The sequence below is a fragment of the Streptococcus gingivalis genome (assembly GCF_035544715.1).
GTDB classification, from domain to species: Bacteria; Bacillota; Bacilli; order Lactobacillales; family Streptococcaceae; genus Streptococcus; species Streptococcus gingivalis.
In genome coordinates this window covers 391,444-411,589 of sequence record NZ_JAYKTO010000001.1, presented here as the reverse complement: position 1 = coordinate 411,589, position 20,146 = coordinate 391,444, and the positions used below count along the sequence as shown (strand labels likewise).

21 protein-coding genes are annotated in these 20,146 nt (G+C 42.5%); 19 read left to right on the top strand and 2 right to left on the bottom strand.

The annotated features are described in order from the left end of the window. The first annotated feature begins 109 nt into the window (after positions 1-109). Positions 110-1,828, top strand: a complete 1,719-nt coding sequence (gene ilvD / locus SM122_RS01935) for a dihydroxy-acid dehydratase (RefSeq protein WP_195327144.1) — start codon at positions 110-112, stop codon at positions 1,826-1,828. Positions 1,829-1,887: 59 nt separating this feature from the next. Here ilvD and SM122_RS01930 read toward each other — a convergent pair whose 3' ends face one another. After that, complete coding sequence (locus SM122_RS01930; RefSeq protein ID WP_001117401.1) at positions 1,888-2,070, bottom strand: 4-oxalocrotonate tautomerase; 183 nt, start codon at positions 2,068-2,070, stop codon at positions 1,888-1,890. 114 nt (positions 2,071-2,184) lie between these two features. On the opposite strand from SM122_RS01930, the gene SM122_RS01925 reads away from it, so the two are divergent. From SM122_RS01925 to SM122_RS01885, 9 genes are all read left to right on the top strand, one after another. Continuing rightward, positions 2,185-2,769 carry a thymidine kinase gene (locus SM122_RS01925; protein WP_195327145.1) on the top strand — a complete coding sequence of 195 codons (585 nt, stop codon included), beginning with the start codon at positions 2,185-2,187 and terminating at the stop codon, positions 2,767-2,769. Between the two features lie 21 nt (positions 2,770-2,790). Then, positions 2,791-3,264: a GNAT family N-acetyltransferase gene (locus SM122_RS01920; protein WP_195327146.1), complete on the top strand. Its 474-nt coding sequence runs from the start codon at positions 2,791-2,793 to the stop codon at positions 3,262-3,264. 15 nt (positions 3,265-3,279) lie between these two features. After that, positions 3,280-4,359, top strand: coding sequence for a peptide chain release factor 1 (gene prfA, locus SM122_RS01915; RefSeq protein ID WP_003007273.1), 1,080 nt, complete (start codon positions 3,280-3,282; stop codon positions 4,357-4,359). Then, positions 4,359-5,195 carry a peptide chain release factor N(5)-glutamine methyltransferase gene (gene prmC / locus SM122_RS01910; RefSeq protein WP_155169214.1) on the top strand — a complete coding sequence of 279 codons (837 nt, stop codon included), beginning with the start codon at positions 4,359-4,361 and terminating at the stop codon, positions 5,193-5,195. Before prfA ends, prmC begins: the two co-directional genes overlap by 1 nt. Next, a complete protein-coding gene (locus SM122_RS01905) occupies positions 5,182-5,793 on the top strand; it encodes an L-threonylcarbamoyladenylate synthase (RefSeq protein WP_125826366.1) in 612 nt (203 codons plus the stop codon). Before prmC ends, SM122_RS01905 begins: the two co-directional genes overlap by 14 nt. Positions 5,794-5,831: 38 nt before the next feature. Continuing rightward, positions 5,832-7,088: a serine hydroxymethyltransferase gene (gene glyA, locus SM122_RS01900; RefSeq protein ID WP_045759440.1), complete on the top strand. Its 1,257-nt coding sequence runs from the start codon at positions 5,832-5,834 to the stop codon at positions 7,086-7,088. A gap of 8 nt (positions 7,089-7,096) precedes the next feature. Next, positions 7,097-8,071, top strand: coding sequence for a nucleoid-associated protein (locus SM122_RS01895; RefSeq protein ID WP_155169216.1), 975 nt, complete (start codon positions 7,097-7,099; stop codon positions 8,069-8,071). Further along, the gene (locus SM122_RS01890) at positions 8,071-8,673 is read left to right on the top strand and encodes a lysozyme family protein (RefSeq protein WP_003007284.1); all 603 of its coding nucleotides are present in this window, start codon (positions 8,071-8,073) and stop codon (positions 8,671-8,673) included. Before SM122_RS01895 ends, SM122_RS01890 begins: the two co-directional genes overlap by 1 nt. Positions 8,674-8,911: 238 nt before the next feature. After that, entirely contained in the window at positions 8,912-9,922 is a 1,011-nt protein-coding gene (locus SM122_RS01885) for a DUF1002 domain-containing protein (RefSeq protein WP_070594580.1), read from the top strand. A 121-nt stretch (positions 9,923-10,043) separates the two neighbouring features. On the opposite strand, the gene guaA is transcribed toward SM122_RS01885, so the two are convergent. Then, positions 10,044-11,609 carry a glutamine-hydrolyzing GMP synthase gene (gene guaA, locus SM122_RS01880; RefSeq protein ID WP_023918114.1) on the bottom strand — a complete coding sequence of 522 codons (1,566 nt, stop codon included), beginning with the start codon at positions 11,607-11,609 and terminating at the stop codon, positions 10,044-10,046. A 128-nt stretch (positions 11,610-11,737) separates the two neighbouring features. Here guaA and SM122_RS01875 point away from each other — a divergent pair, with 128 nt between their 5' ends. From SM122_RS01875 to ffh, 9 genes are all read left to right on the top strand, one after another. Further along, on the top strand, positions 11,738-12,436 hold the full coding sequence (locus tag SM122_RS01875) for a GntR family transcriptional regulator (RefSeq protein ID WP_003007291.1): 699 nt from the start codon (positions 11,738-11,740) through the stop codon (positions 12,434-12,436). Between the two features lie 239 nt (positions 12,437-12,675). Beyond that, a complete protein-coding gene (locus SM122_RS01870; protein ID WP_155169218.1) occupies positions 12,676-13,953 on the top strand; it encodes a glycosyltransferase in 1,278 nt (425 codons plus the stop codon). Beyond that, the gene (locus tag SM122_RS01865; RefSeq protein WP_070674132.1) at positions 13,950-14,927 is read left to right on the top strand and encodes an NAD-dependent epimerase/dehydratase family protein; all 978 of its coding nucleotides are present in this window, start codon (positions 13,950-13,952) and stop codon (positions 14,925-14,927) included. The genes SM122_RS01870 and SM122_RS01865 overlap by 4 nt, the downstream gene beginning before the upstream one ends. After that, the gene (locus SM122_RS01860) at positions 14,902-15,729 is read left to right on the top strand and encodes an MBL fold metallo-hydrolase (RefSeq protein WP_070674135.1); all 828 of its coding nucleotides are present in this window, start codon (positions 14,902-14,904) and stop codon (positions 15,727-15,729) included. The genes SM122_RS01865 and SM122_RS01860 overlap by 26 nt, the downstream gene beginning before the upstream one ends. Continuing rightward, positions 15,695-16,960: a F390 synthetase-related protein gene (locus SM122_RS01855; RefSeq protein ID WP_155169220.1), complete on the top strand. Its 1,266-nt coding sequence runs from the start codon at positions 15,695-15,697 to the stop codon at positions 16,958-16,960. Before SM122_RS01860 ends, SM122_RS01855 begins: the two co-directional genes overlap by 35 nt. Positions 16,961-16,972: 12 nt before the next feature. Beyond that, positions 16,973-17,917: a 3-oxoacyl-[acyl-carrier-protein] synthase III C-terminal domain-containing protein gene (locus tag SM122_RS01850; protein ID WP_155169222.1), complete on the top strand. Its 945-nt coding sequence runs from the start codon at positions 16,973-16,975 to the stop codon at positions 17,915-17,917. An 80-nt stretch (positions 17,918-17,997) separates the two neighbouring features. Continuing rightward, the gene (locus tag SM122_RS01845; RefSeq protein ID WP_003001435.1) at positions 17,998-18,330 is read left to right on the top strand and encodes a putative DNA-binding protein; all 333 of its coding nucleotides are present in this window, start codon (positions 17,998-18,000) and stop codon (positions 18,328-18,330) included. A 2-nt stretch (positions 18,331-18,332) separates the two neighbouring features. Next, complete coding sequence (locus SM122_RS01840) at positions 18,333-18,548, top strand: hypothetical protein (RefSeq protein WP_049514330.1); 216 nt, start codon at positions 18,333-18,335, stop codon at positions 18,546-18,548. A gap of 17 nt (positions 18,549-18,565) precedes the next feature. Then, complete coding sequence (ffh, locus tag SM122_RS01835; protein ID WP_155169224.1) at positions 18,566-20,137, top strand: signal recognition particle protein; 1,572 nt, start codon at positions 18,566-18,568, stop codon at positions 20,135-20,137. The last annotated feature ends 9 nt before the right edge of the window (positions 20,138-20,146 follow it).

Here is a 20,146-nt window from a genome sequence, read left to right as displayed (position 1 = left end):
CAGGCTTTTTATGTATCGTAAATAGTATAAATTTTCTGAAAGTTCTTGACAATTGATGCCAAAGTGGTAAGATTAGGAGGTAGAAATGAAGTACTAGAAGGAGAACAAGATGAGAAGTGATATGATCAAAATGGGGATCGACCGAGCACCAGCGCGTGGTCTCCTCTATGCAACAGGGCAAGTAAAATCAGCAAAAGATATGCAAAAGCCCTTTATAGCAATTTGTAACTCCTATATCGATATCGTTCCAGGGCATGTTCACTTACGTGAATTAGCAGATATTGCCAAGGAAGCTATTCGCGAGGCCGGTGGGATTCCTTTTGAATTTAATACCATCGGTGTCGATGACGGAATCGCTATGGGCCATATCGGGATGCGTTATAGTTTGCCATCTCGCGAGTTGATCGCTGATACTGCTGAAACGGTCATCAATGCCCACTGGTTTGACGGGGTTTTCTACATTCCTAACTGTGATAAGATTACACCAGGGATGATTTTGGCGGCCATGCGTACTAATGTGCCAGCAGTATTTTGTTCTGGTGGCCCTATGAAGGGTGGCGTTGACATGACGGGGCATCAAGCGACTCTCTCCAGTTTGTTTGAAGCAGTAGGGACTTATCAGGCTGGTGATATGAGCATGGATGAGCTAGATTTCCTGGAAAAAAATGCTTGCCCAACTTGTGGCTCTTGCTCTGGTATGTTTACCGCCAATTCCATGAACTGTTTGATGGAAGTATTAGGCCTTGCTCTTCCTGGAAATGGTACTATCCTAGCTGTTTCAGATGAACGCCGGGAATTAGTTCGCCAAGCAGCCAAACAATTGGTAGAGAATATTAAAAAAGGTATCCGCCCACGGGATATTGTGACCAAAGAAGCCATCGATGATGCCTTTGCGCTTGATATGGCCATGGGTGGTTCAACCAATACTGTTCTCCATACGCTTGCGATTGCGCGAGAGGCTGGGATTGACTATGATCTCAAAGATATCAACGAAATTGCCAAGAGGACACCTTATCTCTCTAAAATTGCACCTTCAAGTGTCTACACTATGCATGATGTGCACGAAGCTGGTGGTGTTCCAGCCATTATCAATCAGTTGATTAAAAAAGGAGCCATTAAGGGTGATCGTATCACAGTTACTGGTAAAACCTTGAAAGAAAACGTAGCTGGTGCGGAAATCAAAAATGAAGAAATTATCCATCCAATTGAGCATCCTATCTCAACAGTTGGTGGTTTGTCTATCCTTTACGGAAATATTGCTCAAGATGGAGCGGTTATCAAGGTCGGTGGCGTCGATCCGTCTGTGACCACTTTCCGCGGTAAGGCTATTTGTTGCGATTCACAAGATCAAGCCCTTGAGTTGATTGACAATGGAACAGTCAAGAAGGGACATGTCGTTGTCATTCGTTACGAAGGTCCTCAGGGTGGTCCTGGTATGCCAGAAATGTTGGCGCCAACTTCTAAGATTGTCGGACGCGGTCTTGGTAAGGATGTGGCTCTCATTACGGATGGTCGTTTCTCAGGAGCTACTCGTGGGATTGCGATTGGTCACGTTTCTCCAGAAGCAGCAGAAGGTGGAAATATCGCCTTAATTGAAGATGGGGATGACATCGTGATTGACCTTCCAAATCGTACCCTTGATTTGCTTGTCGATGATGCAACGCTTGAAGAACGCCGTAAACACTTGAAACCTTTCAAATCTAAGATTTCAAGTGGATGGTTGCGCCGTTACACTGCTTTTACTAAATCAGCTAATGTCGGTGGAACTCTGATGAGTGATGAAGAATTCGAAGAACGTAAAGCAGAACGTCAAGCACAAGAAAAATAAGAAAAACCCTTTCCTGCTATGTGTTATCACAAGCAAGAAAGGCTTTTTTAGTGGAAATATTATTTGGTGCGCATTTCACCTTGAGGGAAGTAGGTTCCTTCAGGCATATCATTAATGATAACGTGAACAGCTGACTGAGGAGCACCAGTATTGCGGACAACAGCCTCCGTTACTTCTTTGGCGAGGGCTTTCTTTTGTTCCAAAGTGCGTCCTTCAAATAGATCAATTCGTACAAATGGCATAGGGCCACCTCCTAAATTTTTTATAGGACTATTTTATCACATTTTGGGATACAAAGGTCAGCAAAATTATGGTAAAATGATAATGAAACACATTTTAGAGAGAACAGAAGGAAAATGGCACAATTATATTATAAATATGGGACCATGAACTCAGGTAAAACCATTGAGATTTTGAAGGTGGCCCATAATTATGAAGAGCAAGGCAAAAGCGTCGTTATCATGACCTCAGCAATCGATACGCGCGATGGATTTGGAGTGGTTTCTAGCCGGATTGGTATGAAACGGGAAGCCGTTGCGATCGAAGACGAAACCGATATCTTTGGCTTTATTAAAAACCAAGCAATCAAACCTTACTGTGTCTTAATCGATGAAGCTCAGTTTTTGAAACGCCACCATGTCTATGATCTGGCAAGAGTCGTGGATGAACTGGATGTGCCGGTGATGGCTTTTGGCCTCAAAAATGATTTTCGAAATGAACTCTTTGAAGGTTCTAAACACCTCCTCTTGTTAGCGGACAAGATCGAGGAAATCAAAACCATTTGCCAATACTGTTCCCGAAAGGCGACCATGGTCTTGCGCACCCAAGCGGGCAAACCTGTCTACGACGGAGAGCAGATCCAGATTGGTGGACACGAGACCTATATCTCGGTTTGCCGCAAGCATTATTTTAATCCGGACATACTAACTGAAAGCGTCTAGAACGTTTTAGAGAGGTTAATAATGTCTATTTGTTTAAAAGATATTACAATAGAAAATTATTTTGACGTTTTAAATCTAGAAGTTCATCCAAACCAAAGGAATTTTATTGCATCCAATTCCGTTAGTTTAGCTGAAGCCTATGTATATGATAAAAATGGTGATTTTATAGCTCCCTTAGCAGTTTATGATAAGGAAGTATTAGTTGGTTTTGTTATGATTGCCTATGACCGGAAAATTGGGATCAGTAAGGGGGACTACTTGTTATTTCGTTTTATGATCGATAAACGATTTCAAGGTTTAGGCTATTTTAAACCGACTATGGATGCAGTCATTGACTTTGTTCGAACAGAGCCAGCTGGAAAAGCAACAAGTCTTTGGTTATCTTATGAACCGGAAAATAATCAAGCGAGATCTTGCTATCTCCATTATGGATTTAAAGAAACTGGCCAAGTCATAGAAGACGAAATTGTAGCAATCTATGATCTAACAACCTAGAATTAAGGAGCAAACATGAATATCTATGATCAACTACAAGCTGTAGAAGACCGTTATGAAGAGTTAGGGGAGTTATTGAGTGACCCAGATGTGGTCTCTGATACCAAACGCTTTATGGAGCTTTCAAAAGAAGAGGCTTCCACTCGTGACACGGTGACAGCTTACCGTGAGTACAAGCAAGTCCTTCAAAATATCGTCGATGCTGAAGAAATGATCAAGGAAGCAGGTGGCGATGCAGATTTGGAAGAAATGGCCAAGCAAGAGCTGAAAGATGCCAAGGCTGAAAAAGAAGAGTACGAAGAAAAACTGAAGATTTTACTTCTTCCAAAAGATCCAAACGATGACAAGAACATTATCTTGGAAATTCGTGGGGCAGCAGGAGGAGACGAAGCACAGTTGTTTGCTGGTGACCTCTTGCAGATGTACCAAAAATACGCGGAAAGCCAAGGTTGGCGCTTTGAGGTCATGGAAGCTTCCTACAATGGCGTTGGTGGGATCAAAGAAGTAGTGGCCATGGTTTCTGGTCAATCAGTCTACTCGAAACTCAAGTATGAATCTGGTGCCCACCGGGTACAACGGGTCCCTGTGACTGAAAGCCAAGGTCGTGTCCATACCTCTACAGCAACCGTTCTGGTCATGCCAGAAATTGAAGAAGTTGAGTACGACATTGATCCAAAAGACCTTCGGATTGACATCTACCACGCTTCTGGTGCGGGTGGACAGAACGTCAATAAGGTCGCTACAGCCGTTCGTATCGTTCACTTGCCAACCAATATCAAGGTCGAGATGCAAGAAGAACGGACGCAACAGAAGAACCGCGAAAAAGCCATGAAGATCATCCGTGCGCGTGTGGCTGACCACTTTGCTCAGATTGCCCAAGACGAGCAAGACGCTGAGCGGAAGTCTACTATCGGGACTGGTGACCGTTCAGAGCGGATCCGGACTTACAACTTCCCTCAAAACCGTGTGACCGATCACCGGATCGGCTTGACCCTTCAAAAATTGGACACCATCTTATCTGGTAAACTGGACGAAGTGGTCGATGCTTTGGTCTTGTATGATCAAACACAAAAACTAGAAGAGTTGAACAAATAATGTTGTTGGGACCATTATTAGCCCAGTATGAAGAAGAATTAATAGCCGTTGGAGAGGAAGCAGAAAGCCTCTCCTTCGCGTATCGTGCTTTAAAAAACTGGACCTTTACAGACTTTGTCCTTGCCTTGCAAAAAGAAGTGGAAGTAGAGGACCAGGCTTTGCTTGAATCCATCTTTGAGCAGTTGAAACATCACATTCCTGCCCAATATATTATTGGCAGCGCAGAATTTTGTGGCCATATTTTTACAGTGGATGAGCGCGTGCTGATTCCACGCCCTGAAACGGAAGAATTGGTCGCTCTTATTCTCGAAGAAAACGATGAGAAAGCTTTACGAGTTCTGGATATCGGAACAGGTAGTGGGGCCATTGCTATTAGCCTAGCCCTTGCTAGACCTACCTGGCAGGTTCAAGCTAGCGATGTCTCAGAAGAGGCTTTAGCCCTGGCTCAAGAAAATGCCAAGCAGTTAGAAGCTGTCCTTGAATTCAAGTCGTCAGATGTACTGGACGAACTAGAAGGTCCTTATGACCTGATTGTGTCCAACCCTCCCTATATCTCTCGAGATGATGTGGAAGAAGTCGGAGCCAATGTTTTAGCCTCTGAACCTCACTTAGCTCTTTTTGCGGAACGTGATGGATATGCCATCTACGAAAAGATTGCCCAACAGGCACCAAATGTTTTAACACCAGACGGAAAGATTTATTTAGAAATTGGTTATAAGCAAGGAGCCAAAGTAAAAGAGCTCTTTCAAGAAGCGTTTCCTAACAAACGCGTTCGCGTTCTGAAAGACCAATTTGGACAAGATAGAATGGTAGTAGTAGACAATGGATCACATTGAGAAAGAATTAGAAGCAGGACGTGCGGTTATTCTGCCAACTGAGACAGTCTATGGTATTTTCGCCAAAGCTTTGAATAAAGAGGCAGTCGATTATATATACGAATTAAAACGTAGACCGAGAGACAAGGCTCTGAATTTAAATGTAGCCGGCGGCGAAGATATTCGACTTTATTCGAAAAATCAACCTAACTATTTAACAAAACTGATTGATTCATTTTTACCAGGGCCTCTCACTATTATTCTTCAGGCGAATGACAAGGTACCTGGCTGGATTCATTCAGGATTGGATACAGTTGGTTTCCGTATACCGGCTCACCCAAAGACATTGGATTTAATTCGTAAATACGGCCCTTTAGTTGGTCCTTCCGCAAATCTCTCTGGTCATGCAAGTGGAACAAAGTATAAGGCTATTGTAAGCGAGTTTGATCAAGTGGTTCCTGGTATAGAGGATGATGACTTCTTGACTGGACAAGATTCAACTATTTTGGATATCTCTGGTTCCAAGGCCAGGATTTTGCGGCAAGGTTCTATAACGAAAGCTGACTTTCTTGCACAAGTGCCCGAGCTTTCATTTGAGGAAGATGAACTTCCTCAGTGATAATGTACATAAATAATTTTTTATAAAGGAGTAGACCGATGATTTTTGATAAAGAAGATTACAAAGCTTATGATGCAGACCTATGGAATGCGATCGCTAAAGAGGAAGAGCGTCAACAAAACAATATTGAGTTGATTGCTTCTGAAAATGTTGTCTCTAAGGCAGTGATGGCTGCTCAAGGGTCTATTCTGACAAATAAGTATGCCGAAGGCTATCCTGGCCGTCGTTACTATGGCGGGACAGATGTGGTCGATGTGGTCGAAAGTCTCGCGATTGAACGGGCCAAAGAAATCTTTGGTGCTAAATTTGCCAACGTTCAACCACATTCAGGAAGTCAGGCAAACTGTGCTGCCTATATGGCCTTGATTGAGCCTGGTGATACTGTCATGGGGATGGATTTAGCTGCCGGTGGGCATTTGACGCACGGAGCTTCTGTGAGCTTCTCTGGTCAAACCTATAACTTTGTGTCCTATAGTGTAGATCCTGAAACAGAGCTCTTGGATTTTGATGCCATCCTAAAACAAGCCCAAGAAGTGAAGCCAAAACTCATCGTCGCTGGTGCCTCAGCCTACTCTCATATCATTGATTTCTCTAAATTCCGTGAGATTGCGGATGCAGTAGGAGCAAAGCTCATGGTTGACATGGCCCATATTGCTGGTCTCGTGGCAGCGGGTCTCCATCCAAGTCCAGTTCCTTATGCCCATATCACGACTACGACTACTCACAAGACCCTTCGTGGCCCTCGTGGAGGCCTGATCTTGACTAATGATGAGGAGTTAGCTAAGAAAATTAACTCTGCTATTTTCCCTGGTATTCAAGGAGGACCGTTGGAGCATGTCGTTGCAGCCAAAGCTGTCGCTTTCAAAGAAGCGTTGGATCCTGCCTTTAAAGAGTATGCAGCTAACGTGATTAAGAACAGTCAGGCCATGGCTGATGTCTTCTTGCAAGATCCTGATTTCCGTGTCATTTCAGGCGGAACAGAGAACCACCTTTTCCTTGTCGACGTCACTAAAGTCGTTGAAAATGGGAAAGTGGCGCAAAACTTGTTGGATGAAGTCAATATCACCCTCAACAAGAACTCTATTCCTTATGAAACCTTGTCTCCATTTAAGACCAGTGGGATTCGGATTGGTGCAGCTGCCATCACCGCTCGTGGTTTTGGTGAAAAAGAAAGTCGCACCGTTGCTGAACTGATGATCAAAGCGCTGAAGAATGCGGACAATCAAGAAGTATTAGACAAAGTGCGTAGCCAAGTTAAAGCCTTGACAGACGCCTTTCCACTTTACGAGGACTAAACCATCCTATGGATATTTACGTAAAAAAAGCCATCATTCATCAATTTAGCCCAGGTGATACCGATCTCTATCTGGCAGATAAATTTCTCAATATCACACCTAAAATCGAGGAATACTTGCGTAAGAAGATTGAACGGGTCTACTCGGATGAAGCCAAGACTGGTATTTTCGAAGAGGACAATCCTTTTCTTGAGATGATCTCAGATGACCTATTAGAAACTTCGGTCGTAGTAGCGAATCGCTGGAAGGAAGAATTTGTCGTCTCTGAGAATCAAAAAACCAACGATTTGGTTTTTGTTGAGTTTTCAAAAGAAGGGGTGGACCATTTTGCCTTTCTTCGGATTGCCTTACGGGAAACCCTGACGCATCTTGGTGGTGAAGTGGACAATCCGATTAAGTTGACGCAAAATAATCTACCTGGTTTTGGGACTGGTGCAGATGAAGCTTTGGTCATCAATCTTCAAAGCCGCAAATACCACTTGATTGAAAAACGAATCAAGTACAATGGGACTTTCTTGAACTATTTTTCTGAGAATCTGTTGCAGGCGCAACCCAAGATCTCTCCTAAAAAATCGATCAAGGCACTAGAAAAAACAGCCCAGAAGATTGCGGAAAGCTTTAACACAGATGATTTTCAATTTCAATCAAAGGTTAAATCAGCTATTTTTAATCATATTGAGGAAGAAAATAAACTCTCTCCTGAGAAATTAGCGGATGATCTCTTCGACGACAATCTGACAGCTCGCCTTAGTTTTATTGACCAAGTTAAAGAAGCTGTACCAGAGCCTGTCACCTTTGAAGAGATTGATGCAAGTCGCCAGTTGAAGAAGTTCGAAAATCAGAAATTGTCATTGTCAAATGGAATTGAACTGATCGTTCCGAATAATGTCTATGAAGATGCAGAATCTGTTGAATTTATTCTAAACGAGAACGGAACCTATTCTATTTTGATCAAAAATATTGAGGATATACAGAGTAAATAATGATTAAACGTATAGTGAAGATCTTCTTATTCATCTTACTAATATTTGGAATCTACAAGGGAATTCAGATCCATCATGACGTCAAACAAGTCATGCAGTACCGCTCCCTGGTTAGAGAAGTCCTTGCTGAAGAGGACACCACGGCCAATGAAAACCTCATTCTTGCTATGATCTATACTGAGACCAAAGGCCGTGAAGACGATGTCATGCAGGCGAGTGAGAGTGCAAGTGGTGAGACCAATACTATTAGTGATAATAAGGCCAGCATTCGCCAAGGAATTCAAACTCTTTCAGATGAGTTAAAAGAAGCCAAGAAAAAAGGCGTTGATAGCTGGACTGCGGTTCAAGCCTATAATTTTGGGAAAGACTACATCGATTACGTCGCAAAACACGGTGGGACAAATTCCCTAGAGTTGGCCCGAGCTTATTCACGGGATGTAGTAGCGCCAAGTCTTGGCAATGTAACCGGTGAAACTTATCTTTACCTCCACCCTATCTCTCTTTTAAACGGGATGGAACTCTACATTAATGGGGGGAACATTTATTATTCTCGTTTAGTAGAAACCAATATGACGATTATGAAGTTATTTTCATGGTTTTAATCATTTTCCAGAGAGCCGATTGGCTCTTTTTTAAGCTGATCAGTTCTGCCTCCGATTTTGAGGGATAATAAAAATGTCATGCATTCTTAAAAAAACTGTAAGCTAGTTTTAAGAAATCAACTGTATAATGAAAATCGAAGTGGGTAAACTCTTTATTTACTTCTTTTTTCATCTCTAGTGAGGTGAGAAAGGTAATATGAGATACCCAGAGGTAATTTGAATTAGAAAGAAGAAAAAGATGAAATTAAAGAAGATTGCATTGTTTGTAACGACGACTTTGGCTTTGTTTACAGCTGTCCCACGTGTTTCTGCAGATAGCAATGTGCAGAAAGTCATCGATGAAACCTATGTCAAACCAGACTATGTTTTGGGCTATTCGCTGGACCAAAGTCAAATCGAACAAACCTTGAGTCTCTTGAACTACGATAGTTCAAAAGATAAAGAAGAGTGGAAGACCATGACACCAGAGGTTTATTCTTCAATTATAAACGTTGCGAACGATGATAGTTTGGAACTTTATTCCTCTGTTAAAATTCAAAAATTAGGCAAAAATAAGCCACTAGAAGTGAATATCGTGACACCTCAAAATATCACCAAGGTCACTGCAGATATGTATCGTAATGCAGCCGTTACACTTGGATTGGAGCATGCTCAAATTACAGTAGCTTCACCTATACAAGTGACTGGAGAAAGTGCTTTAGCTGGGATCTATTACTCGCTTGAGAAAAATGGTGCCAAAGTTTCTCAAGAAAGCAAAGATCTGGCCCAAGAAGAGTTAAAGACTCTATCCGGGATCAATGAAGAAAACGCTGGTAAGAAAAACTTTGATGCGGATAAGTTAAACGTAGCATTGACCGACATTAAAACAGCAGTAGCCAATGCTAAACAGAACAATCAGGATTTAAGCAAGGATGATATTCGAAAGATCGTCGAAGAAACCCTGAAAAATTATAAGCTGGATACAACTGTGACAGGCAACCAGATCAATTTGATCGTGAATTTCGCAGTCAACCTCTCAAAGAGTAGTGTCATCAGTAGCAAAAGCTTTACGAAGACCTTGTCGGATCTGAAAGATAGTATCGTAGATAAAGCAGGCGACACCTTTAACAATATCAATCTCAATTTTGATACCAATGCTATTCTAAAAGACAGTGGGAACTTCTTCACAAATGCGTGGAATGCCATTGCCGGCTTCTTCGGAGCCATCTGGAATGCCATTGTCAAATTCTTTAGTGGTTTAGTTGGCTAAAAATAGCACGAAAGCACTCCTGACAATAAGTCAGAGTGCTTTTTGTGTGTGGTTTCCTATTCTTATACTTAATTAGAAATTTTATGTTAAGGTCATAAAAAAAGGTCCACTGGACCTTTTTTTACTCCCACTCTACAGTTGCAGGTGGTTTACTTGTGATATCATAGACGATGCGGTTGACGTGGTCAACTTCGTTTACGATACGGACTGAAATTTTTTGGAGTACTTCCCATGGAATCTTCGCAAAGTCTGCTGTCATTCCATCGATAGAAGTGATAGCGCGGATGGCGATTGTGTAGTCGTAAGTACGGCCATCTCCCATAACCCCTACTGAACGAACGCCAGTGTTGACTGTGAAGTATTGCCAGATATCACGGTCAAGACCAGCTTTGGCGATTTCTTCACGGAGGATAGCGTCTGATTCACGAACTGTTTCAAGTTTTTCTTCAGTGATTTCTCCCATAACACGGATGGCAAGACCTGGGCCTGGGAATGGTTGGCGCCATACGATGTGGTCTGGCATACCAAGCTCAGTACCAAGCGCACGAACTTCATCTTTATAAAGAGTGTTCAGTGGCTCGATCAGTTCAAACTGCATATCTTCTGGAAGTCCACCCACATTGTGGTGAGACTTGATGGTTTGAGCAGTATCCGTACCAGACTCGATCACGTCAGTGTAGAGAGTTCCTTGTGCCAAGAATTTCACATCTTTGAGCTTACTTGCTTCGTCATCAAAGACATAAACAAACTCGTTACCGATGATCTTCCGTTTTTTCTCAGGATCAGATACACCAGCTAACTTATCAAGGAAACGTTTTGCAGCATCTGCTTTAACGATGTTCAAACCAAACTTACCACCAAGCATATCCATCACTTGATCAGCTTCGCCTTTACGAAGAAGACCGTGGTCTACAAAGATACAGATCAATTGATCGCCGATGGCTTTTTGAAGGAGAACCCCAACAACGGAAGAGTCAACACCACCTGAAAGACCAAGAAGGACACGTTTGTCTCCGACGGTTTCACGGATTTTTTTGATCTGCATGTCAATGAAGTTGTCCATGGTCCAGTCACCTTTAGCCCCACAGATGTTCAAGGCAAAGTTACGCAAGATGTCATAACCGTGAACAGAGTGACGAACCTCAGGGTGGAATTGGATTCCGTAGATTTTCTTGTCTGGATTTTCAATCGATGCAAATGGACAGTCAGCAGAAGTACCAGTGCGGATAAAGTCAGCCGGAATTTCTGTAACAGCATCCCCGTGGCTCATCAAGACCAATTGTTTGTCTGGTGTGCCGGCAAAAAGAGCAGAAGATTCTGTCAAATTCAGTTCAGATTGACCATATTCGCGGTTACCAGCATCACCTGCAGGAACGACCTTCCCACCCAATTTATGGGTTAACAATTGCATCCCGTAACAGATTCCAAGGATTGGAATACCGAGTTCAAAAATTTCAGGATCGATATCAAAAGAACCTTCCTCGTATACAGAGTTTGGTCCACCTGAAAGAACGATCCCAACTGGATTGATTGCACGAACTTCATCAGCAGAAATCTTGTGGCTCTTCAACTCTGAGAAGACTCCAATTTCACGAATCCGACGTGAAATAAGCTGATTGTATTGGCTACCGTAGTCAAGCACGATGATTTTTTCAACATCATGCAAATCAGTTGATAGGTTTGTCATCTTATCCCCTTCTTAAAGAAATTTACTTTCCTCTATTCTAACACAAAAGCCTTGTCTTTACCAATCTCTGATTGAAGAATTAAGAATTTTACGCTACAATAGAGATAACACAGAGAAAGAGCAAGGTTATGATTCCAGCTTACATTCAAATTCATGATCAGATTAAGTCTGAGATTGATCAAAAAATATGGAAAATCGGGGAGCGTCTTCCCAGCGAACGCGATCTAGCTGAGAAATTTCAGGTGAGTCGGATGACGCTTAGGCAGGCTATTACCCTTCTGGTTGAAGAAGGAGTGCTTGAAAGACGAGTAGGAAGCGGCACCTTTATCACCAGCACGCGCGTCCAAGAAAAAATGCGGGGGACAACCAGTTTTACAGAAATTATGAAATCGCAAGGCAAGGAACCTTCTAGCCAAGTGATTTCATACCGGAAAACCATTCCTAGCCTCCAAGAAGTGGACAAATTGGGCATTGATAAGACTGAGACCATCATTCGGATGGAGCGGGTCCGGTATGCCGATGGGATCCCTGTTGTTTATGAAGTGGCCTCTATTCCAGAGAAATTTATTAAGAATTTCAATCGTGAAGAGGTTACCAGCCATTTCTTCCAAACCTTGGAGCGTCATGGCTATAAGATTGGAAAGTCGCACCAGACCATCTATGCGCGATTGGCCAAGGATAAGATTGCGGAGTACTTACAGATTTCAAAAGGGCAGGCTATTTTAGGTCTGACACAGGTTTCCTATTTTGAAGATGGGACGGCTTTTGAGTATGTAAAAAGTCAGTATGTCGGCGAGCGGTTCGAATTTTATTTAGAAAATAACTAAGCTCGCAAATCGTAAAAATAGAAAACTCTTCAAATGTGTGAGAGACTCACTCTCTTTGGCATTTGGGAGCTTTTTTTAGGTTGAAATCATTCTTTCTAAATAGTGATAGTAAAGGCAACATTGAAAATTTTTAAAAATTTTAAAAAAAAATTTTATTTTTTCTTCAATTTTTGATTTATTTTACGAATTAATAGATAGAAGCTAGTTTTAGATCTAAAAAAGATATAAGGCAGGAAAAAATGAAAAAAATTAAAATCGATGTGGTAGCTGTTCCCTTGAGTGGGCATCTGTACCCAACTTTAAATCTCGTTAAACCCTTATTAGATGATCCAACTATGGAAATCCGAGTTTTCACGGGTCCTCAGAAAAAAGCCGTCGCAGAAAGTCTCGGCTTCACGGTCGTTCCGATTCTAGAGGACAAAGTAGAAGAATTTGAACGTGTGGCTAATAACGATAAAAAACACAATCTCTTTTCAGCTTATCGGCAATTGTCTAGGAGTCTTGATTTGATTAATCATGTATCGGATCAATTGCTAGAGGAGTGGCGTGTCAACCATCCAGATATTGTCATTGCTGACTTTATCACTCTATCAGCAGGCTTTGTGGCAGAAGAGTTAGAAATTCCTTGGATTACCACCATGGCAACACAATTTGCAATCGAAACTCCTTATGGTCCTCCTTGCTTCTTCGGAGGGATGGGAGTCGCGCGCACAAAGAAGGAAGAGAAGATCCAAGCACTATGCCGTAAACTCACACGCATTGGAAAATACTGTGGCGCCTTCCTCTTACGCAAACGCTTAAAACGTTACAATTTCAAGTTGTACAATCAAAATGGAGTGGAGACCATCTACTCTCCTTATGCCATCTTTGGAATTGGTATGATGGAGCTAGAGTTGAAGAAACATTTCCCTCATCAATATGCCTGGCTTGGCCCTTTGGGGACTTCTCTTGAAAAAGCTGAAGATTATCCTTTAGATCTCAGTCCTTACGAAGACAAGACGAAGGTACTCGTGACATGTGGAACCCAGTTGCCTTGGGCAAAAGAGAATTTGCTAGAACAAACCAAGCAGTTGGCCAAAGAGCATCCAGAATGCCACTTTTTTGTCACCTTAGGAGATGGGGCAAAAGACTTCTCTGAAGAAGAAGTAGCGCCAAATGTGACGGTCGTCTCTTATCTGCCCTACAAAGAATATATTCCGCAGATGGACTATGTCATTCACCATGGAGGAGCTGGAATCTTTTATCAATGTATCGAATTTAAAAAACCTGCCTTGATCTTGCCACATGATTATGACCAATTTGACTATGCGATTCGAGGAGTAGAAGCAGGAATTGCTTTTCAAGCTCATCGCAATCGCACCGAAGAGATTCAAGCAGGTTTCAATGCCCTATTAGAAAAAGAATCTTGGGAAAAGTTAGAGAGACTAAACAAACTTTCAAAAACCTACAAGCCGTTGGACACCTTGGAGTTTGAGATTCAACGGTTATTAAGACGTGGAACGGATGGAAAACTATGAAAATTCTTGTAACAGGTGCGACTGGCTTCCTTGGAAAATACGTGATCGAAGAGTTATTAGATCACGACTATTCCATTGTAGCTTTTGGCCGAAACGAAAAAAATGGGAAGGCTCTGGAAGGTGAGCGCGTCCAATTTATCAAAGGGGATTTGAGCTCTATTGAGGAATTAAGACAAGCCTTTCAGTCTGTTGATGCTGTAGTTCATGCAGGAGCTTTATCCACTGCCTGGGGACCTTGGAAGGCCTTCTATCAGGCGAATGTAGTTGGCACTCAAAATGTCCTTGAATTGTGCCGTGAATATGCGGTAAAACGCTTGGTTTACGTATCTTCTCCTAGTATTTACGCGGCTGGAAAAGATCAATTAAACATCATGGAAAGTGATGCTCCAAAAGAAAATCACCTCAACAATTATATCCGAAGCAAATTGGTGTCTGAAAAACTTTTTTCTGACTATCCGGATGTGCCAAGTATCATCTTGCGTCCTAGAGGATTATTTGGTGTGGGGGATACCAGTATTTTGCCTCGTGTCTTACGCCTCAGTCGAAAAATTGGAATTCCTTTGATTCGAGGAGGAGAGCAGCTCATGGATATGACCTGCGTGGAAAATGTTGCCCTAGCCATTCGCTTGGCTCTGGAAGCAAAAGAAGCTCACGGACAAGTTTATAATATTACAAATGGGGAACCAAAGTCCTTTAAGTATTTGATCGAAACAACATTAAAGGGATTGGGAGAACCGATTCGCTATCGGAAAATTCCGGCAGGTCTTGTAGCAGGTGCGGCCTATAGCCTTGAAGGGGTATATCGTTTATTCCATCTGAAAGCTGAACCTCCATTGACTCGCTATACCTATTATCTCCTTCGATATAGCCAAACCCTCGATATTCAAAAGGCCCAAACCGAACTTGGCTACTATCCAAAAATGACTATTGAAGAAGGGATTGACAACTATGTCCAACATGATCAAGCGCATTGATTATTTTCCAGCAGGCTATTGTAGCAGTCATTCTGGTCTCTTATTTAAAGGAATTCCAAATGAAAAAATGCAATTTCCTGCAGGTGTCTTTTTGATTCAGCACCGTGAAAAAGGTTATATTTTGTACGATACCGGCTATCACTACGAGATTAAGAAAAAAGCTCGGTATTTCTGGTACCGTCTAGCCACCCCAATGCAGATGAAAAAAGAAGACCAGATCGATTATTTATTGCATGAGCGTGGGATTGACCCGGCATCCATTTCCTATGTGATTCTTTCGCATCTGCACCCTGATCATCTCGGCGGAGCAGCCCTTTTCCCAAATGCTCATTTCTTTGTCACCCAGGAAGTCTATGAGGTGTACCAAAAACCGAAGTTTAAAGATCTGATTTTTAAAGAGTTTTTGCCAGCTGACTTCAAGGATCGGGTGACTTGTCTCAAAGCAAATCAAAGGCATCCAGCTTTCCCTTACCGCCCGACTGCGGATCTTTTTGGGGATGGGAGCATTCTTGTTTCGTCCATCGATGGGCATGCGAGAGGGCAAGGCTGTCTTTATCTGGATGAGCTCAAGCTCTTTATTGGAGCAGATCTTTCTTGGGGAGTGGACCTCTTGCCTTACACACGGCAAATGCGACTGATCCCTTCCTTGGTTCAGGATGATAAGAAGGCTTATTTAAAAGGAGCTGATTTTCTGGAGACACTCTTGCAAGATGGTATTCAAGTTGTTGTCAGCCACGACCCGCAAGATCGGATTGAAAGGATTTTAAATGAAAAAAACAGTCTTTCTGAAAACCTTTATTGAAACCAGATGGTGCCACCGATTCCGTTCAAAAGAGGCCTTGAAGCGATACCAAGATAAGCAATTGGCACGCTACCATGCATTTATCACTTCTCAATCTCCCTATTTTCAAACCCATTCTCCCGAATCCTTTGGAACGATGGATAAATCGTTTATGATGACACATTTCAATGAACTCAATACCCTAGGGGTGGATCGAGATCAGGCTTTAGAAATGGCGATTCGCGGAGAACAGACGCGAGATTTTACTGAGATGAATGGAGAAGTAGCAGTAGGCTTGTCTTCTGGGACTTCAGGCCACCGAGGAGTTTTTGTCACCACAGAAAAAGAAAGAAGCATGTGGGCTGCAGCGATCTTAGCCAAGATGCTACCGAAAGGAAAACTGTTTGGTCATCGCATTGCCTTTTTCTTACGAGCGGACAATGAACTTTATCAAACCATTAATTCAGGCCTTATTCGCTTGGAATATTTTGATATTTTCAAGGATAGCAAGGAGCATTTAGAGCGTCTCAAAGACTATCAACCAACCATTGTGGTCGCACCAGCTTCAACCTTGATTGAGTTAGCCAACTATGTCAGCAATCAGCAACTTGCGATTCAACCTGTCAAGGTTGTTTCTGTCGCAGAGATCCTAGAAGATCGAGATGCACAGACCATCGCCAAAGCTTTTCAACTAGACAAGGTTGATCAGGTCTATCAAGCGACAGAGGGATTTTTAGCTTGTACCTGTTCAGAAGGCAATCTACATCTCAACGAAGATATTTTGTCTGTCGAAAAAGAGTATCTTGATGATAGCCGCTTTTATCCGATTATTACGGATTTCAAACGAACCAGTCAACCTATCTATCGCTACCGCCTCAATGATATTTTGGTGGAAGAAAAGTCTCCCTGTCCTTGTGGATCCGTTTTTACTCAAATCTCGAAAATCGAAGGACGATCGGACGATATCTTCTATTTCAAAAAAGTTGATGGAAACAGCCAAACCATCTATCCAGATTTTATTCGCCGGTGCATTTTATTCGTTGAAAATATTCAGGACTATCAAGTGACTCAGCTGACAGATGGATCTATTACCATCGCCTTGAGTCATCGTTCCGACTTTATTGAGAAAGCGATCTTTGCCCAATTTGAACTCTTGGCTCAACAAAAACAATTCATCCTCCCAAGTATTCAATTTATCGATTACCAATGGGACCCAACACGTAAATTAAAACGTGTTCAACGACTTCAATAAAAAGAGAATCCTATGACTACAGTAAAAAGACATCTACAAATCAAAGGCTATGGAACAGCGCTTCCAGCTCATACAGTGACCTTCAAAGACCAGACTCGTTACCGGGTGAAAGAAGGAGAAGAAACACAGATTGATCTTGCAGCGCGTGCGATTGAAGCTGCTTTAAAACATGCGGGACTTGAAATGACAGATATCGACTGCCTGGTTTCGGCTAGTGCGGTTGGCGTTCAACCTATTCCTTGTACGGCTGCTTTGATCCATGAGCGCGTGGCCAAGGGACTGACAATTCCAGCCATGGATATCAATACCACCTGTACTAGTTTTGTATCAGCCTTAAGCACCATTTCCTATCTGATTGAAGGTGGTGAGTACAAGCGTGTCCTCATTGTTTCAAGTGAAGTAGGAAGTCTTGGTCTTAATCCTAAACAAAAAGAGAGTTTTGAATTATTTAGCGATGGAGCAGCTGCCTTTATTTTTGAAGCAACAAGCCAAGACAAAGGAATCATTGCTAGCATGCAACGTACCTGGTCTGAGGGAGCACATGATACTGAAATTCGGGGTGGTTTGACAGCTTATCATCCGAAATTGTACTCTGAATCAACCAAGACTGATTTCATGTTTGACATGAAAGGGAAGAAAATTCTCTTACTTTCTGCTCGTGTTATTCCAGAAATGTTCCAAGAATTCCAAGAGAAATCAGGCATTTCTAAAGATGCTGTAGATTATATTATTCCCCATCAAGCTAGCCGGGCCTTGCCACTCGTCATGGACAAATTGGGAGTTGGCAAAGATAAATATCTCAATATTGTCAGCGATTATGGCAATATGGTTTCGGTAGCCGTGCCTTTTGGTTTAGCCTATGCGCTTGATCACGGCTATGTGAAGGAGGGAGATACCATCTTCTTGATGGGAACTGCAGCAGGGATGACAGTCAATATGTTAGCACTAAAACTCTAATGATAGATCCTCTTATTTCAAGCTCAAAAAGCATCAAGTCCCGCTAGTCTTTAGCGGGCTTTTTTGATATAATGAAAGGTATGGAAATTGAGAAAACCAACCGAATGAATGCGCTCTTTGAGTTTTATGCAGCGCTCTTAACGGACAAGCAAATGAACTACATCGAGCTTTATTACGCCGATGATTACAGCTTGGCTGAGATTGCGGAAGAGTTTGGAGTGAGCCGTCAGGCGGTCTATGACAATATTAAACGTACAGAAAAGATTTTGGAGGACTACGAAATGAAACTCCATATGTATTCCGATTACATTGTTCGTAGTCAGATTTTTGATCAGATTTTAGAACGCTATCCGGAAGATACTTTTCTACAAGAGCAGGTTGAAATTTTATCAAGCATTGACAATCGGGAGTGATTATGGGTAGTCTCGTCATTTATCAAGGAATACCTTGCAAACTATTAGTCGCAGAGGGAGTATTTCCTACTCGACTACAAATTATCTCGCCCAATGATATCTCCAAAGCTATGCAAATAGGTTTTAGCTGTTGGGGATATCCAAATGAAATCATGAAAGAAGTCACACCCGAAGAACTAGAATGTTTGCAACATTTCGGACGATTTCCACTGAATTAAAAAAATAGGAGAAAATAATGGCATTTGAAAGTTTAACCGAACGTTTACAGAACGTCTTTAAAAATCTTCGTAAGAAAGGGAAAATCTCTGAAGCGGATGTCCAAGAAGCAACCAAAGAAATTCGTCTAGCCCTCTTAGAGGCCGACGTGGCCCTTCCTGTTGTAAAAGACTTTATCAAACGCGTCCGCGAGCGGGCCGTTGGGCATGAGGTCATTGAAACCCTTAACCCTGCCCAACAAATCGTGAAGATTGTCGATGAAGAATTGACAGCCATTTTGGGTTCTGAGACAGCAGACATTATCAAATCTCCAAAGATTCCAACCATTATCATGATGGTCGGTCTTCAGGGGGCTGGTAAAACAACCTTTGCGGGTAAATTGGCTAACAAATTGGTCAAGGAAGAAAATGCACGTCCTTTGATGATTGCGGCCGATATCTATCGTCCAGCAGCCATTGACCAGTTGAAGACGCTTGGTCAGCAGATCAATGTGCCTGTCTTCTCACTTGGTACAGAGGTCCCTGCAGTAGAGATCGTACGTCAAGGTTTGGAGCAGGCAAGAGCCAACCACAATGACTATGTCTTGATCGATACAGCCGGTCGTCTGCAAATCGATGAAAAACTCATGGGCGAGTTGCGTGATGTCAAAGCACTTGCTGAGCCGAATGAAATCCTCTTGGTTGTCGATGCCATGATCGGTCAAGAAGCGGCTAATGTGGCGCGTGAGTTTAACGAACAACTCGAAGTGACCGGGGTCATCTTGACCAAGATTGATGGGGATACCCGTGGTGGTGCAGCCCTTTCTGTCCGTCAGATTACTGGGAAGCCAATCAAATTCACTGGTACTGGTGAAAAAATCACTGATATCGAAACCTTCCACCCAGATCGTATGTCTGGACGGATCCTCGGTATGGGGGATATGCTGACGCTGATCGAGAAAGCTTCTCAAGAATACGATGAGAAACGTTCCCTTGAACTCGCTGAGAAGATGCGGGAAAACACCTTTGACTTCAACGATTTCATCGATCAGTTAGACCAAGTTCAAAACATGGGACCAATGGAAGATCTGCTCAAAATGCTTCCAGGGATGGCCAACAATCCAGCTATGAAGAACCTTAAGGTTGATGAACGAGAAATTGCTCGCAAACGTGCAATTGTATCATCCATGACCCCAGCTGAACGAGAAAATCCAGATTTGTTAAATCCAAGCCGTCGTCGTCGGATTGCTGCTGGTTCAGGAAATAGCTTTGTCGAAGTCAATAAATTCATCAAGGACTTTAACCAAGCCAAACAGATGATGCAAGGCGTCCTCTCTGGCGATATGAATAAGATGATGAAACAAATGGGGCTCAATCCAAATAACATGCCGAAGAATATGCCTGGTGGAATGCCTGATATGTCTGCCCTCGAAGGCTTGATGGGACAAGGTGGCATGCCTGACTTGTCAGCTATTGGTGGAGGCGCTGGAATGCCTGATATGAGCCAAATGTTTTGCGGTGGTCTCAAAGGAAAAGCCGGCGAATTTATGATGAAACGGGCAATGAACAAGATGGCCAAACAAATGCGCAAAAATAAGAAAAAACGGAAATAATCGTTTCTA